13 protein-coding genes are annotated in these 14706 nt (G+C 53.4%); 11 read left to right on the forward strand and 2 right to left on the reverse strand.

Translation table 11 applies throughout. The features are described from left to right. The first annotated feature begins 139 nt into the window (after nucleotides 1-139). Complete coding sequence (locus tag GSF01_RS09540) at nucleotides 140-1015, forward strand: AraC family transcriptional regulator (RefSeq protein ID WP_159883254.1); 876 nt, start codon at nucleotides 140-142, stop codon at nucleotides 1013-1015. A 100-nt stretch (nucleotides 1016-1115) separates the two neighbouring features. Here GSF01_RS09540 and GSF01_RS09545 read toward each other — a convergent pair whose 3' ends face one another. Beyond that, nucleotides 1116-2810: a methyl-accepting chemotaxis protein gene (locus GSF01_RS09545; protein ID WP_159883256.1), complete on the reverse strand. Its 1695-nt coding sequence runs from the start codon at nucleotides 2808-2810 to the stop codon at nucleotides 1116-1118. 262 nt (nucleotides 2811-3072) lie between these two features. Here GSF01_RS09545 and GSF01_RS09550 point away from each other — a divergent pair, with 262 nt between their 5' ends. The 6 genes from GSF01_RS09550 (at nucleotide 3073) to GSF01_RS09575 (ending at nucleotide 8690) form a co-directional block, all read left to right on the forward strand. Further along, entirely contained in the window at nucleotides 3073-3756 is a 684-nt protein-coding gene (locus GSF01_RS09550) for a PspA/IM30 family protein (protein ID WP_159883258.1), read from the forward strand. 27 nt (nucleotides 3757-3783) lie between these two features. Beyond that, a complete protein-coding gene (locus tag GSF01_RS09555; RefSeq protein WP_159883260.1) occupies nucleotides 3784-4815 on the forward strand; it encodes a TFIIB-type zinc ribbon-containing protein in 1032 nt (343 codons plus the stop codon). Beyond that, nucleotides 4812-5609 (forward strand): TPM domain-containing protein, encoded by a 798-nt coding sequence (locus GSF01_RS09560; RefSeq protein WP_159883262.1) that lies wholly within the window; start codon nucleotides 4812-4814, stop codon nucleotides 5607-5609. Before GSF01_RS09555 ends, GSF01_RS09560 begins: the two co-directional genes overlap by 4 nt. A 19-nt stretch (nucleotides 5610-5628) precedes the next feature. After that, complete coding sequence (locus GSF01_RS09565; RefSeq protein ID WP_159883264.1) at nucleotides 5629-6612, forward strand: SPFH domain-containing protein; 984 nt, start codon at nucleotides 5629-5631, stop codon at nucleotides 6610-6612. Between the two features lie 104 nt (nucleotides 6613-6716). Beyond that, on the forward strand, nucleotides 6717-7844 hold the full coding sequence (locus tag GSF01_RS09570) for a metallophosphoesterase (protein ID WP_159883266.1): 1128 nt from the start codon (nucleotides 6717-6719) through the stop codon (nucleotides 7842-7844). A 66-nt stretch (nucleotides 7845-7910) separates the two neighbouring features. Then, nucleotides 7911-8690 carry an NAD-dependent epimerase/dehydratase family protein gene (locus GSF01_RS09575; RefSeq protein ID WP_159883268.1) on the forward strand — a complete coding sequence of 260 codons (780 nt, stop codon included), beginning with the start codon at nucleotides 7911-7913 and terminating at the stop codon, nucleotides 8688-8690. Nucleotides 8691-8693: 3 nt separating this feature from the next. On the opposite strand, the gene GSF01_RS09580 is transcribed toward GSF01_RS09575, so the two are convergent. Continuing rightward, a complete protein-coding gene (locus GSF01_RS09580; RefSeq protein ID WP_159883270.1) occupies nucleotides 8694-9851 on the reverse strand; it encodes an MFS transporter in 1158 nt (385 codons plus the stop codon). Nucleotides 9852-10168: 317 nt separating this feature from the next. On the opposite strand from GSF01_RS09580, the gene GSF01_RS09585 reads away from it, so the two are divergent. The 4 genes from GSF01_RS09585 (at nucleotide 10169) to GSF01_RS09600 (ending at nucleotide 14705) form a co-directional block, all read left to right on the forward strand. Next, nucleotides 10169-11428: an ATP-grasp domain-containing protein gene (locus GSF01_RS09585; protein ID WP_159883272.1), complete on the forward strand. Its 1260-nt coding sequence runs from the start codon at nucleotides 10169-10171 to the stop codon at nucleotides 11426-11428. A 5-nt stretch (nucleotides 11429-11433) separates the two neighbouring features. Beyond that, a complete protein-coding gene (locus GSF01_RS09590; protein WP_159883274.1) occupies nucleotides 11434-12273 on the forward strand; it encodes a Rossmann-like domain-containing protein in 840 nt (279 codons plus the stop codon). Continuing rightward, complete coding sequence (locus GSF01_RS09595) at nucleotides 12263-13060, forward strand: class I SAM-dependent methyltransferase (RefSeq protein ID WP_159883276.1); 798 nt, start codon at nucleotides 12263-12265, stop codon at nucleotides 13058-13060. The genes GSF01_RS09590 and GSF01_RS09595 overlap by 11 nt, the downstream gene beginning before the upstream one ends. Before the next feature lie 76 nt (nucleotides 13061-13136). Then, the gene (locus tag GSF01_RS09600) at nucleotides 13137-14705 is read left to right on the forward strand and encodes an ABC transporter substrate-binding protein (protein WP_235941377.1); all 1569 of its coding nucleotides are present in this window, start codon (nucleotides 13137-13139) and stop codon (nucleotides 14703-14705) included. Nucleotide 14706: the final 1 nt, after the last annotated feature.

Here is a 14706-nt window from a genome sequence, read left to right on the forward strand (position 1 = left end):
TGAAGCTTTAATGTGCGGCTCCAAGGTCGAATTTATACCCGAAGATTGGAAATGATGGACCCGTCAAGATCGTGCAGGAACTGTCGGGTCTGATTCCCTTGTTTCTGCTATTCTACGTATGAGGGAAGGAGGGTAGCGAATGAATGTACTTGAAGATATGAACAAAGCACTGTCATACATTGAAGAAAATTTGACCGGCGAGGTTGATCTGAAGGAAGCGGCAAGAAGGGCCTTGTGCTCGGAGTATCATTTCACCAGAATGTTCTCATTCCTCGCCGGCCTAACGCTGTCCGACTATATTCGTCGCAGACGGCTTACTCGGGCAGCGGTTGAGCTTCAGAGCGGCTCCAGTAAAGTTATCGAGATTGCCATGAAATATGGATACCAATCTCCAGATGCTTTTACCAAGGCATTCCATCTTTTTCACGGAATTACGCCCTCGGAGTCCAGACTCCAGGGCCAATCGTTGAAGGCCTACCCTCCCTTGACCTTTCAGTTGACCATTCAAGGAGGCAGCGAAATGAAGTATCGTTTGGAGGAAAAAGAAGCTTTTCGGATTGTCGGTCTTCAAAAAAGAGTTCCGATCGTCTTCCACGGGGTGAATCCGGAAATTGCGAAAATGTGGGAAAGTTTGAACGAGCAGTCGATTCATCAGTTGAAAATGCTCTCCAATGTCGAGCCGACGGGCTTGATCAGCGCATCGGTCAACTTTTCCGAGGGGCGGATGGAGGAGAAGGGAGAATTGGATCATTGGATCGGGGCGGCTACAACGAAGCCGTGCCCGGAACAGTTTGACGAGCTCGAGGTTCAGGCATCGTTATGGGCCGTGTTCGAAGCGGTCGGGCCATTTCCAGATACCCTCCAGAATATATGGGGACGGATTTATTCCGAATGGTTTCCATCCACCAGCTATGAACAGAAGCCGGGCCCAGAGATATTGTGGAATGAGAGCAAAGAGGTCACATCCCCTACATTCCGTAGCGAAATTTGGATACCCGTTGCGAAGCGAGGGTAGCCGGACCACGGGCTAAGAGCCTGCGTGTAAAGAAAAAGATGCCCGAGTCGGGCATCTTTTTTTGCGGTGCGCAGAAATGCTTCCTTCAGCCGCACGGGTTTTAAAGCTTAAATTTTAGAGTTAGCCCATGCAAATCCTCTGCTAATTTCGTCAGATGCAGCGAAGAGGCTGATATTTCTTCCATCGAGGCCAGTTGTTCCTCGGTAGAGGATGAAACATTTTGGGACGCGGCCGCATTCTCCCCCGCCAGCTGCCCCATGTAATGTATGGAGCTGACCACTTGCTCGGCGCCGGCCGATATAAGTTGAACAGCGGTAAATATTTGTTCGGTATGCGTCGTGACCTCATCGACGGAGCTCCGAATCTGTTCAAACGACATACCGGCCGTGCTTACCGATTGGATGCCCTCCGCTACTTCTTTGGCAGCATCCTCCATCGTTCGGATGACTTCTTCCGTTTCCAATTGAATCTTGCCGATGACATCGGTAATTTGGTGAGCGGACTGTGTCGATTGCTCGGCTAATTGCTTGACCTCCTGGGCGACAACCGAGAAGCCTCGACCTTGTTCGCCTGCTTTAGCCGCTTCTATGGCCGCATTCAGAGCCAACAGGTTGGTCTGTGAAGAAATCTCGGTAATCGCAGCGGTAATCTGACCGATCTCGCGGGAACGATGCTCGAATTGTTTGATGGCCCTCACCAGCTTACTCATGGTTTCATTAATGAAGTTCATTTGCCGGGAAGCCGTAGCGATAGCTGAATTCCCTTCGGACGTTTTCTCCGAAGCGGTCCCGGTCGAACTGGCTACCGCTTCAGCGATTTGGACCGCTTTATGAACGCCTACTACCATGCGGTCTACGGTATGTATCGTCTGCTCGACGCTGCTCGTCTGGCTTTCCACGCCAGCAGCTACTTTTTGCATAGAGCTGGAGATGTATTCGGAAGCCTTAGCCGTCTGTTCGGAGCTGGCCGTTAATTGCTCGGCTGAGGAGGCGACTTGCTCCGTGCTATGGCCGATCTGATAAACCAGGGAACGCAGGTTGTCGGCCATCCTATTAAAGGAGCTGGCTAATACACCGATTTCATCCTTGTTTTTGATATGCAGATGATCAATAGATAGGTCGCCCTCCGCCATCCGTTCTACAGACTCGGTCACCTTCTGAATCGGCTTGGAAATCGACTGGTTTAACAAATATCCGGACAAGCTGACGCCCAACAAAGCCAGGAGGCTAATCAGGAGTAAGAGTTGTTCCGCTTGTTTTTTTGTCTGTTTGGATTGAAGCCACGCATCATTGGTTAACTTGTCTATATCCTTCTGGATATCTGCATAGGTGGCCCGGAAATCATCGAACAGTTTTTTACCATCTGCAAGTTTGGAGTTTGCTTCTTGCCGCTGCCCTTTTTTCACTAATTCGATTTGGGATTCGAAATACTGCTCTATGTTTTCGATTTGGGGTTTTGCTCGTTGGATTAATTCCGCCATGATCGGATGGCTGGCCAAGTGAGTATTAATGATCGTCAGGCTGTTCTTCACTTCTTCTCTTCCGAACTTATAGGGCTCCAGGAAGCTCTCGTCAGCAGACAACAGATAACCACGTACTCCGGTTTCTTGATTGACAAGGGAAGTAAGGATCTCTGCAGCTTCCTGCCCCAGAGGGATCGCATCCATTATAATCTCGTCCGTCTGTTTCTGCATGCTGGACATGCTGGAATAGCTTAGAATGGCGAGGATGGACATTAAGAGCAGAATAAGGGAATAGCTGATTACCAGTTTCCTTCCGACTGTCACTTTCATCATAATCATCTCCTTAGGTTGTCAAGTAAAGGAAGAACTGCTTTCATCTTAGATGGAAAATTATATGTAAAGAAAGGCGACTCTATTCGATGTTATTCTACAAGATTCTACAGGAATTAACAATATATATAGAACATTCTTGGGACTAAAAGGAAGGGGGCTAACCAGGCAAGTGAAAAACCTTTTAAAAAATGAATCCTTTGTCCAAATTAGAAGTATTATGAAGTATGATTAGAGCGAGCACTATTTCTCGGGGAGGTCCTTTATGGAAATCTTGTCACGGTTTAGAGCTATTATGGCCAGCAACATCCAGGCGATATTGGATAAGGCGGATGATCCAGAGAAGACGATCGATGAGTTCATGCGCAGCTTGACCAGCGACTTAGGCAAGGTAAAAGCGGAAACGGCCTCCGTGCTAGCGGATGAACAAAGGGCGAAGCGGGCGCTGGACGAGTGCAGAGGCGAGATCAGGAAGCTCCAGTCGTATGCGGAGAAGGCGGTTGAGGCAGGCAGGGATGAGGAAGCCAGGAAGTTTCTTGAGCGAAAGAGGCCGCTTGCCGACAAGGAAGAAAAGCTGCAGGCTTCGTACGACCTGGCTTCTTCCAACGCCGCAAGTATGAAGCAGCTGCAGGATAAGCTGGTGGCGGATATCGGCAAGCTTGAGGCCCGGCGTGTTGTGCTGAAAGGGAAAATGGCGGAAGCCAGCTTCCAGCAGAAGGTCAATGCTTCCGGCTCATCCACGGCTGGCGGACAAAATTCTATATTTGATTCGATGGATGAGAAGGTCGATAGAGCCTATCATGAAGCTATGGCCATTGCCGAGCTTCGGGCTGGCAACAAGAAGGACGACATCGATGAGCTGTTCGCCCAATTCGAGAAACAGGCGAGCAACAACGATCCCGACGATGAATTAGCTGCGATTAAAGAGAAAATGAAAAAGAAGGAATGACAGTTTCTTCGTCCATGAGGTGAGCAGATGCAGGTTATCGATTATAAATGTCCGAACTGCGGCAGCAGCATGGTCTTCGACAGCGCTACCGGTATGTTATCCTGCCACAGCTGTGGAAGAAACGACAATATCGAGCAGCTTCCGGATCCCCTGACGAGAAATACGTTCTCGGAAGACGAAGCGAAGGAGTATCATTGCACAAGCTGCGGAGCCGTCCTCATCACGGAAGCGGAGACGACCGCAACGGTGTGCAGCTTCTGCGGATCAGGCATCGTGCTCGGCGATCGGCTGACCGGGAAGCTGGCTCCGGCCAAGGTCATACCATTTTCGATCGGCAAGCAAGAAGCGATGAGGGCATTCAAGAAATGGTGCAAAAATGGCCGGCTGACGCCAAACGGGTTTATGACCGCGGATCGAGTCAAAAGCATCACCGGGATGTATGTTCCCTTCTGGCTGTATGGATTAAACAATCGGATCGAGGTTCAAGCTCAAGCCACGAAGGTGAGAGTCTACACGCAGGGCGACTATCAGATTACGGAAACCCAGCACTTCAAGGTATACCGGAAAATTAATTTGAATTATGCGAAGGTTCCTATCGATGCATCCGAGAAAATGAACGACGAACTGATGGATAAATTAGAGCCATTTCCTTACGAACAGCTGAAAAGCTTCAAAACTCCTTATCTCGCCGGGTTTATCGCGGAAAAGTACAGCTATGACGAAAAGGAGCTGCTCCCGCGGGCGAAGGATAAAATAAGCGAATATGTAGAGGCTTATATTCGGTCGACGATGTCGGAATACACCTCCGTAAGCTATACCGATAAGCATATCGACACCCGACTTCAGCAAGCGGACTATGTGCTGCTTCCGGTATGGGTGGTACACTATGACTACAATAGGCTGGAGCATACGTTCGCCATGAACGGCCAGACCGGTAAGGTAGTTGGCAAGCCTCCGATTAGCAAGGCGAAGGTGACCGCGTGGTTTGCCGGTATTTCCGGTATCTCTTTCCTCTCACTGAAGCTGGTCTCATGGATGATGGGGGGAGGATTCTGGTGAAGCGATATAGATGGCTCCTGGCCCTGTTGTTGTTCTGCGCTGTAATCGTGGCCGTTCCGATGGAGCTGGCGGCGAGCGAAGCGGCCCCTGCGAAGCTGAAGCAGCTGATCATCGACGATGCAGGCTTGCTCACTCGGGAAGAGGCAGCGGAGCTGAACGCTTTGGCTAATCAATACGGCGCCGAACGAGAGACGGATATCCTAATCGTCACGTCCAAGAACGCCGCGAATCAGGATGTTAAGAAAATGACCCAGGATTTTTACGATGAGCATGGGCCGGGATATGATAAGCCGCACGGCAATGCAGTCATCTTGATGCTGGATATGAAAAATAGAGAGATTTATTTGGCCGGGTTTTACAAAGCGAAGGAGTATCTGGATAACGGCAGGCTGGATAAAATTCGGAACCGGATTAGTCCGGAGCTGACCAGCGGCGACTATGGGCTGGCCTTCCGGGAGTTTATTTTGACTGCGCATAGATATATGGGCTTTCGCCCGGGAGTGAACCCGGACAATATTTTATTCGAGGTTTGGTTTCAACTGGCGGCTTCGCTTGTGCTCGGCGGGATCATCGTAGGCACGATGGCCTATCATTCCGGAGGGCGGGTTACGGTGCATCGGCATACTTATGAGGATACCGGCACTTCTGGCGTCCTTGAGCATCAGGACCAATACGTGCGCACCACCACTACGAGACAGAAAATTGAGAAGAACAGCGGCGGCGGCGGCTCGGGAGGCGGTGGGGGAACTACCGGGGGCGGCCATTCGCATAGCGGCAGCAGAGGTTCATTTTAATCGAAGGAGCGTGTAAGGCATGGTGTTGTTCAGAAACCAGTTTGCGAACGTCGTGGAATGGGAAGAGTTTAGGGACGATATGATTTTTTGGAAATGGAGCAACCGGGAGATCAAGAAGGGCAGCAAGCTCATCATCCGCTCGGGTCAAGATGCGATTTTTGTCCATAACGGCAAGATCGAAGGGATTTTCGAGGATGAGGGAGAGTACAGCATCGATTCGCAGATCATCCCCTTCTTATCCACGCTCAAAGGCTTTAAGTTCGGCTTCAATAGCGGGATGCGAGTGGAGGTCTTATTCGTCAATACGAAGGAGTTTACGGTGAAGTGGGGGACGCAGAATCCGGTTCTGATCCCGACTCCCCAGCTTCCGGGAGGCATGCCGATTCGCGCCAACGGTACGTTCAACTTCAAGGTGAACGATTACGTGACGCTCATCGACCAGATTGCGGGGATAAAAGACAGCTATCTGGTCGAGGACGTCAAAATCCGGATTACTTCCGTGCTGGATCAATTGTTAATGAAGTGGATCAGCCGGGAAGGGAAGGATATGTTCAATCTGCAGGCGAATGCGTATGATATTGCCAGCGGCATTCGCGAGGATCTGGATATGCAAGTGATGGATAACGGCATAACGATAACGGGCTTCCACGTGATGAGCTTCAATTACCCGCAAGAAATTCAAGCGATGATTACGAAGACGGCGTCCCATGAAATGATCGGCAATCTGCAAAAGTATCAGCAGGTTTCGATGACGGACGCTATGGCATCCGGCAACGTGAAAGGCGGAGGCGCCGCCGCGGATATGGCTGGGATGATGATGGGGATGAATATTGCCGGCGAAATGATGAAGCAGATGAATCCGGGCCAAAAGTCCCCTTCGGAGCCGGCAGCCGCACCGGCAGCGCCTGCTGAAGGGAAGCAGAAGCCGAAATTTTGCCCGAACTGCGGCGAGAAGAACGAAGGGGCTAACTTCTGTCCGAATTGCGGCCAGAAGCTCGGTTAGAGACGCGGACCGTACAGAGCTAAAGGAACATCCACCATCAATCTAGAACGCACCTGCTGGATGCTCTAAACATTTACGGGTCGTAGCGGAGGATAGTCATTATTATGTTTGTCATAGCCGGAATCGGTTTTCTGCTTGTATACGGACTGCTTGTCTTCTATATCGGCTGGAGCGGCTGGAGCTGGATGAAGCCGGTCGTTTCGGCCCGGTTTAAATGGCTCTATGTGCTGGCGCTCCTTTTTCTCGCAACCTCTTTTATTACGGCGAGGCTATTTGGCAGCCTTTCGTTTTTGAGCATGATCGGGTCGTATTGGCTTGCTGTCTTTTCGCTGCTATTGCTCATCCTGCCGGTTATTCATATCTGCTTGTGGCTGCTGCGCTTGACGAAGCTGCCGCGCCACCGTGCACAAAAGTGGGCGGGGGCGGCCACGCTGACGCTGCTGCTCGCGCTGCTCGGTTACGGTACCTTCAACGCTTACAGCCCTATTGTTCGAGTGTATGAGGTAGACATTCCGAAGAGCGTCCAGGGCCGCTCGGAGCTGAACATCGTCATGGCTGCGGACATGCACTTCGGCATGTTGTCAGGGCCCTCTCACGCCGAGCGTATGGCTCAGCGGATCAACGCTCTCAAGCCGGATCTTGTACTCTATCCGGGAGATCTGATCGACGATAATCTGGATGCGTATCGGAACAACGGCTTCATCGATATTTTGAGCCAGATCCGGGCGCCCCTGGGCGTCTACGCCTCGCTTGGCAATCACGATAAATTCGACGGGCCGATCGAAGAGATCATTCAAGCGCTGGAGCGCAGCGACATCCGGGTATTGGTTGACGAGTCGGTAACGCTCGACAACGGGTTGACGCTGGTCGGCCGCAAGGATCGCACTGAGAAGGATCGTGCCCCGCTGGCCGAGCTGATGAGCGGCTTGGATCGCGGCCTTCCGTTAATCCTGCTGGACCATCAGCCTTACGAGCTGGATATGGCCCGGCAGCAGCAGGTCGATCTGATGGTGTCCGGCCATACGCATCGCGGGCAGATCGCGCCGGCCCAGTTCATAACGCGGGCCATCTATGAGAATGACTGGGGTTACTTGAAGAAGGGCTCTATGCATTCGATCGTGACGTCCGGTTACGGCTTCTGGGGACCTCCGATCCGAACCAGCAGCCGTTCGGAGATCGTTCAGATCAAAGTTAAGCTGACTGGTAATCCAACCGCTAATCCGGGTAAATGATATCGAGCGCCTGCTGCGAGCGACTAGCGGCAGGCGCTCGATTCCGTAGACGGGAGGAGATTCGAAATGGGCCCTAGAAAGCGAATGCTGATAACCGGCGCTTCAGGACGAATAGGGAGCTGCTTGCTGGACGGACTGCGTCAGACAGGACGGTATGACATCATCGGAGCAGATGTGGAGCCCGATGAGCAGAAGGAAGTCGTGCAGCTTGACGTAACGGACGCTTCCAGGATGCTGGAGCTTACCGAGGGGGTCGATACCGTGCTGCATATCGCATGGGCCAAGGACGAGGAGGATTTCCTCGGGAGGGTGCTGCCGATCAATGTAACGGGGGCGTACCATTTGTACGAAGCAGCCCGTACGAACGGAGTCAAGCGAGTCATCTTCGCCAGCTCGAATCATGCAACCGGTTACTACAAGGTCGGAAAAGAGGTCGAGCCCACCGATCCGTATCGGCCGGACAGCTTCTATGGGCTAAGCAAATGCTACATCGAGCTGCTCGGACGGCTGTATGCGGACAAGCACGGCATCTCCTCGATCAATATGCGGATCGGCAATTTTCCAGGAGACGACCGTCCGCACTCGGAGCGCGCGAAGCATATTTGGATCTCGGAGCGGGATCTGCTGCAGCTGAGCGAGCGATGTATAGAAGCTGACGAGGGAATCAAGTTCCTATGCTTGTACGGCACTTCGGCCAATACGGACAATTATTACAACATTGACGATCTGGAGGAACTAATCGGCTACAAGCCCCAGGACGACGCCAGCCTCCTTCTGGAAGAGGAGCAAGCGAAGCAGGGGCCGCTGAAGAAAGACGAGACCGAGTACCAGGGCGGCGTGCGCTAAACGCTATGGAGCGCCCGGCGCTCCGCGCGTTCCATACCGTCTGCTTAATACGAGGCCGAAAAAGGTGCCTATCAGCGATAGGGAGGAGATGAACAGAAACAGCGCTCGTCCCCCGAAACCCTCGTACACGGCGCCGCCCACATAGGATGCCAGAATGCCCGAAACTCCGAAGAAAAGCAGAGCCAGGACGGTCTGCCCGGTAGCCCTCCACTCGGCAGGCACGATCCGGTACAAATATTGGATCGCGGTCGAATAGAAGACCGGGAAGGTCAGCATCTGCAGGAGCTGCAGGTAAGCCAGCAGATGGGGATCGGTGATCCAGCTTGTCAGGAAGAAGCGAAGGAAATAGAAGCCCGCCGCGATGGTGATGATCACCAGCTCCTTCCCCGGACGCATCCACCAGAAGCTAAGCGCGAAGACGAGAATCTCGCTGCCCGCCGCCAGAAAGGTGGCGAGACCGACCAGCTCTGGGCTTCCGCCTAGCTCGCGGATGTAGACGCCGAGGAATGTATCGTTCATTCTGGCGGGCACCGAGCAGATAAAGACCAGCAGCAGAAACAGCAAGGTTTCCCGTCTGCCGAGAAACTGCTTGAGCCTGTCCCAGGTGACCGGCCTGCCTGTCGAAGGAGCATCCGGCATCATCCAGCCGATGATCAGACAGAGGATGGCTATGCCGCCAAACATCCAAGACAAGCTATTCATGCCGAAGTAGGACATCGCATAACCGGTCAGTAAGGCGGACACTCCATAGCCCATTGCGCCGAACGTGCGGATCGAGCCGTAGCTGACGCCGCTGGCCTCCGCTACGGTGAAATTCAGGCTTTCCGTCAGCGGATCGATCGGCATCAGGAAGAAATACAGCAGCAGGGCGAACCCGATCAGCGGTACGTAGCTCCCCGCGCTGAACAGCATATATCCGGTCACAGCGGAGGCCAGCAGAAGCCCAATAAGAATGAGTCGGACCGTTCTTAATCGGTCGCTTATCATCCCCCACAAGGGCTGGGCCACGAGCGTAACAAAGCCGCCGGTGCCGATAATAAATCCGATCTGCGACGGCTGCAGCCCTTGCTCGTCCAAGTAGACGGGCAGGAAAGCGATAAACATCGCGAGCAGTGAAAAATACAGGAAATTAAAGCCTTTTAACAGTCGAGACGCATACATATAAGGGGATTACCTCACAATGTGTATATTAGAGTTGAAGCCGTAGGATCAACTTTGTCATTGTACCACAAAACCTATACCTGCAAACGGCTTTCCCTCGTCTTTCGAGTAAAGGATACCGAAGCTAGGCGGCAGCATGGACCAGATGCTTGCCAGGCTTGCCGTCCCGCGGAAACTGTTGCATGGCGAATAGACCGGCGCATAGGACGATGCGTGCCGGTCTATTTTTTACTTTAACTGGTTGACACTGGATAATCCTGTGGTGTATAGTCGGTATTAATAGTAATAATTACATATTAATCAAAGTGGAGGTTATCATGGCACATCTGTTAATGATTGAAAGCTGGGTGGGGGCCAGCGGCAATCTGCTGCCGCCGCTTCTGAAGTCGCTGGGACATACGTATACCTTTGTTACCCGCAAGCCGGAGCATTATGACAGCGCGTCCGGTTCGGAGAGGCATCCGGTATTGCGATATGCCGACGCGGTCCTTGTGACCGAGACGAATGATGCTCGGGGACTGATCGACTTCCTGCAGCCTTATCGATTCGATGGAGTTATTACGGTATGCGATTACTATATAGATATTGCGAGAGAGGTGGCGGAAGCGCTAAGTCTTCCATGCCCTTTCCCGACTAATGTGAAAGCTGTCCGGCAGAAGCATCTGATGCGCCAGGCCCTAGACCGTGCCGGACTTGCCAATCCTCGCTACCTTCTGGCGCATAGCTGGAGTGAGGCCGAGGAGGCCGCCGCCGTTATTGGCTACCCGCTGGTGCTCAAGCCGGTCGATCTCGCTTCCAGCGCATTTGTCACCTTAATCCGAAACGTCGGGGAATTGGAGGACGCTTATCGGGCGCTCGAAGGTTTTCCGCTTAATTTCCGGGATCAAGCAAGAGATTGCACGTGTCTCCTGGAGGCGTACATGGACGGCGAGGAGTTTAGTGTGGAAAGTGTATCTTATCATGGCGAGACAACCTTGCTGGGCATTACGGACAAATCGGTGACAGGCACTCCCTATTTCATCGAAAACGGACATATGTTCCCCGCCAAGCTGGACGAAGCAGCTAGTCGCGAGGTATCGGAATTCGTAAGGAGCGCGCTGCAGGCGGTCGGCTTTGATCACGGCGTTGCTCATACGGAAGTAAAGCTCACGGCTGAAGGCCCCCGGATCGTCGAGATCAACCCCCGGACGGCCGGCAATTATATTGTGGAACTTATTGGATGCGTCACGGGTATCGATCTGCTGCAAGTATTCGTAGAGCTCGCTTTAGGAAGGAAGCCTGTTATGACGGCCCAGGACACCGGGATAGCCAGTGCAGCTGTGATGTTTCTCGTTCCCTCCCAGGGCGGCACCCTTGCTCAGATCCGGGGGATTGACTCGCTTGAGACGGATGAGCACATCGCTCGTTACAAGATCGAGAATCGCTCAGGTACCTCCATCGCGGCTCCGATCGATAATGCCTGCTACCTGGGTTACGTGATTGCGCAGGATAAAGAAGGCTTGCAGGCCAGAGCATACGCGGAAGACGCGCTTGACCGGCTCGTCTTGAGCTTCGAGCCTGCGGCGGAAGGGGCGTGACGGGAATGCAGGCAAGCACGCGATTCTCCGTGAATGAACTGCGGGAAGCGATCCTGGCAGGAGAGTATGGCCCTAAGCCGGATCGTCTGGCGGTTACGGGTGCCTCGTATCTATATCAAACGACGCAGTTTCCGTCTTCCGTAACGAAATATCATAATTATTATGTGCTGCTTCGGGTAGAGTCCTATTTCGGAGCTTGCTCCCATACGGCAGACCAGCTGGAAAAGGAAGCGGCCGCCGAATTATCCGGGCTTTCTCTCGATGCCGCTTTGCGCGACGCCAGACTCCCGGTACGCCTGGCAGCCATGGATGCTTATCTGGGCGTCGTGTATCCGCATCCCGACCATTGCACCCATGCTGTCCAGCTTCCTGCGGGAACGCCGATTCAGAAAGCTAAGCTGCGCGATGCCTTGATCGCCGATACCGCTGATATTCAAGCCTCGGAACGCGTAGCTCTGATCGGCGTGGTTAATCCGCTTGTTGAAGCCATTAAGCAGCGCGGGGGAATCTGCTTGCCCTGCGATCTGCAGCTTCAAGAAACCCAGTGGGGAGAACCGGTCGAAGCGGATATGGACAAGGTGCTGGACCGAGCCGATCGCGTCATTTGCACGGCAATGACCTTAAGCAACGGGACGTTTGATCATATCCTCGATCGCGCCCGGAATAGACAGATCCCACTGATCGTCTATGCTCAAACCGGAAGTGCGGTGGCCGCTAAGTACGTAGGTAAGGGCGTGACAGCTCTGATTGCGGAGCCCTTTCCGTTCACGCAGTTCAGCGCCGCCGCTTCCGAGCTCTACGTGTACGCAAGCAGTAAGGGAAGGGAGAGTACCGATGATCATTAAACGGGATACGGATAATTTCCTGCACACCAATCCTTTGCTCTACTCGGCATTCTATGGCGAGCATGATCAAGGCATGGCGCAGTTCCTACATACGCTATTCATCGAATATAGGACCGGGAAGAAGGTGCTCGATATCGGCTCCGGGCTCGGACGCGAGGTAGCTTATCTGAATCGAGCCGGCTATGCGGCCGTAGGTCTCGATTATTCGGAGGACATGATCGCGTGGGCCAGGGAGCATTATCCGGGAATGACGTTCGTTCACGGGAATCAATCCGATTTTTCCCTGCAGCAGCAGTTTGACGCGCTTTACTGCGTAGGGAGCACCTTCCTCTACAATTACACCAACGAGGAGGTGCTGGCGAGCTTGCAGTGCTTCCGCAAGCATCTGCACGAGGGCGGACTTCTCTATCTGGACATGCGGAATGCCGCCTTCTTCCTGACAAGGGAGGGACAGCGCTGGCTTACCGAGGAAATGGTGGAGCAGAGAAAGGTGAACGATACCGTGATCACGTTGCGGACGCGCTTCAGCATCGATCTGGCCGGGCAAATGCTGGAGCGGGATTATTGCTGGACGGTGACCGGGTACAAACCCGTGATGGAGCATTTAAGACACCGGCTGCTTTTTCCGCAGGAGCTTATCCAGTATCTTACGTCAAGCGGCTTTCGCCTGCTGAAGCTTTTTGATCAACCGGCGCCGCATGTGAACAGCATCGACCGCTCACAGCCATTGGCTTACAGTCACGACATGCTAGGGACGCGCATGCAGGTCATCGCCCAAGCCGTATAGAAAAAGCGGGCCTATCTTATGAAAGTAGTCAGCTGTTGAAGAAGTCATATACCCGCAGAAGTGTGGAGTGGAGGTCATGATGAAGAAGCTATTATTTATTTTCCTAGCCATTACTGTCTTAACGGTCAACGGTTGCAGCGGCAGCGCGGATACCCCGGGCAGCGGAGCCGGGTCAAGCCATAACCCGACAGCCGGCTCGAAGCAGCAGGAGCTGGTTGTGGCCGGTCAAGAGATTGCCGCAAGCCTTGATCCCGTCAAGCCGCTTACCTCAAGCTACTTACGAAATATCGGCGCGGCCGAAGCGTTGTTCCGAGTGAATGCGAAAGGGGAGGTTGAGCCAGCGCTGGCAAAAAGCGCCAAAGCGCTGGATCCGGTTACCTGGGAGATCGCATTAAGGCCGGAAGCACGCTTCTGGAGCGGCAAGTCCATCGATGCGGATGCCGTGATCGCCTCCTTGGAGCGCTCCAGATCCCTCGATCTGCAAGCGAAGCCTTTCCTGGATGAATTAACCTTCACGAAGGCGGACGATTACATCCTGCACGTCAAGACGAGCCGCAGCCATCTTCAGGTGCCGCTGAACCTATCCTACTACCAGACCGTTATTCATGCGGCAGAGGCGGGGTATGATGCGCCGGGTACGATGGATCTATCCGGGATGTATAAGGTGACCGAGTTTATTCCAAAGCAAAAAATGATCTTGGAACGAAATGAAAACTATTGGGGGACAAAGCCGGTTATCCCTAGGATCGTGTATGAAGAAATCAGCGATGATCAGACCAGGGTGCTTTCTGCCCTGAGCGGTCGCAGCCATGTAGCCTTAAATATCCCGGTGACCGGCTTGGCTCAGTTCAAGGATCATCGGGAGGCGCGCATCTCGGCTACTCCTGCGGCCAACACGCAAACCATCTATTTGAATCTGAGCAGACCTCAGCTGAAGGATGTCCGGGTCAGGCAGGCCCTTTCCTGGGCGCTGGACCGGGATGAGCTGGTGACGCTTGCCGCAGAAGGGCAGAGCACGCCGGTGTCTACATGGCTAAGCTCCAATCCGGCATTTGCCGAGGCACGCAGCGCGGTCTATCCCAAGTATGATCCGGAGAAGGCGGCTCAACTGCTGGACGAAGCAGGCTGGACGCCAGGCGCTGACGGGACACGCCAGAGGGAGGGCAAGCCTCTGACCATACGCTTGATGACTTGGGGCGGCGACAAGGCATTGGGCGAAGCTCTGCAGGGCCAATGGAGCAGACTGGGCATTCATGCGGAAGTTCAGCATGGCGATTACAGCTTGATCCAAACGGCGCGCAAATCCGGGGATTGGGATGCCTCGATCGAAGCCTGGAGCACCTTCGGGGATGAGCTTACCTTGCTTGCTGGCCAGTATGGACCCCAGAGCAGCGCTAACTATGGCGGCTATCGAGATGAAGTGACGAATCAGCTGCTCGCGCAGCTGGCGGAAGCTTCAAACCAAGCCGAACGACATAAGCTGGCTCTGCAGATTAACGAAAGAGTTGCGCTAGAAGCGCCTGTCATCAGCCTGTTTCCTCGTCCGCAGCTGACGGCGGTAAGCCGCAAGCTTCAAGGCTTTGAGGACCACTTCAGACAATTCGAGAATGTGGTGAATGCGAAGCTTTCCCTGGACCCGAAGTAGG

This window comes from Paenibacillus puerhi (assembly GCF_009846885.1).
Classification (GTDB): domain Bacteria; phylum Bacillota; class Bacilli; order Paenibacillales; family NBRC-103111; genus Paenibacillus_G; species Paenibacillus_G puerhi.

Coding starts and splice junctions, on each gene's coding strand:
- GSF01_RS09540 (WP_159883254.1), top strand. CDS start 140: ATGAATGTACTTGAAGATATGAACAAAGCACTGTCATACATTGAAGAA.
- GSF01_RS09545 (WP_159883256.1), bottom strand. CDS start 2,810: ATGATGAAAGTGACAGTCGGAAGGAAACTGGTAATCAGCTATTCCCTT.
- GSF01_RS09550 (WP_159883258.1), top strand. CDS start 3,073: ATGGAAATCTTGTCACGGTTTAGAGCTATTATGGCCAGCAACATCCAG.
- GSF01_RS09555 (WP_159883260.1), top strand. CDS start 3,784: ATGCAGGTTATCGATTATAAATGTCCGAACTGCGGCAGCAGCATGGTC.
- GSF01_RS09565 (WP_159883264.1), top strand. CDS start 5,629: ATGGTGTTGTTCAGAAACCAGTTTGCGAACGTCGTGGAATGGGAAGAG.
- GSF01_RS09570 (WP_159883266.1), top strand. CDS start 6,717: ATGTTTGTCATAGCCGGAATCGGTTTTCTGCTTGTATACGGACTGCTT.
- GSF01_RS09575 (WP_159883268.1), top strand. CDS start 7,911: ATGGGCCCTAGAAAGCGAATGCTGATAACCGGCGCTTCAGGACGAATA.
- GSF01_RS09580 (WP_159883270.1), bottom strand. CDS start 9,851: ATGTATGCGTCTCGACTGTTAAAAGGCTTTAATTTCCTGTATTTTTCA.
- GSF01_RS09585 (WP_159883272.1), top strand. CDS start 10,169: ATGGCACATCTGTTAATGATTGAAAGCTGGGTGGGGGCCAGCGGCAAT.
- GSF01_RS09590 (WP_159883274.1), top strand. CDS start 11,434: ATGCAGGCAAGCACGCGATTCTCCGTGAATGAACTGCGGGAAGCGATC.
- GSF01_RS09595 (WP_159883276.1), top strand. CDS start 12,263: ATGATCATTAAACGGGATACGGATAATTTCCTGCACACCAATCCTTTG.
- GSF01_RS09600 (WP_235941377.1), top strand. CDS start 13,137: ATGATGAAGAAGCTATTATTTATTTTCCTAGCCATTACTGTCTTAACG.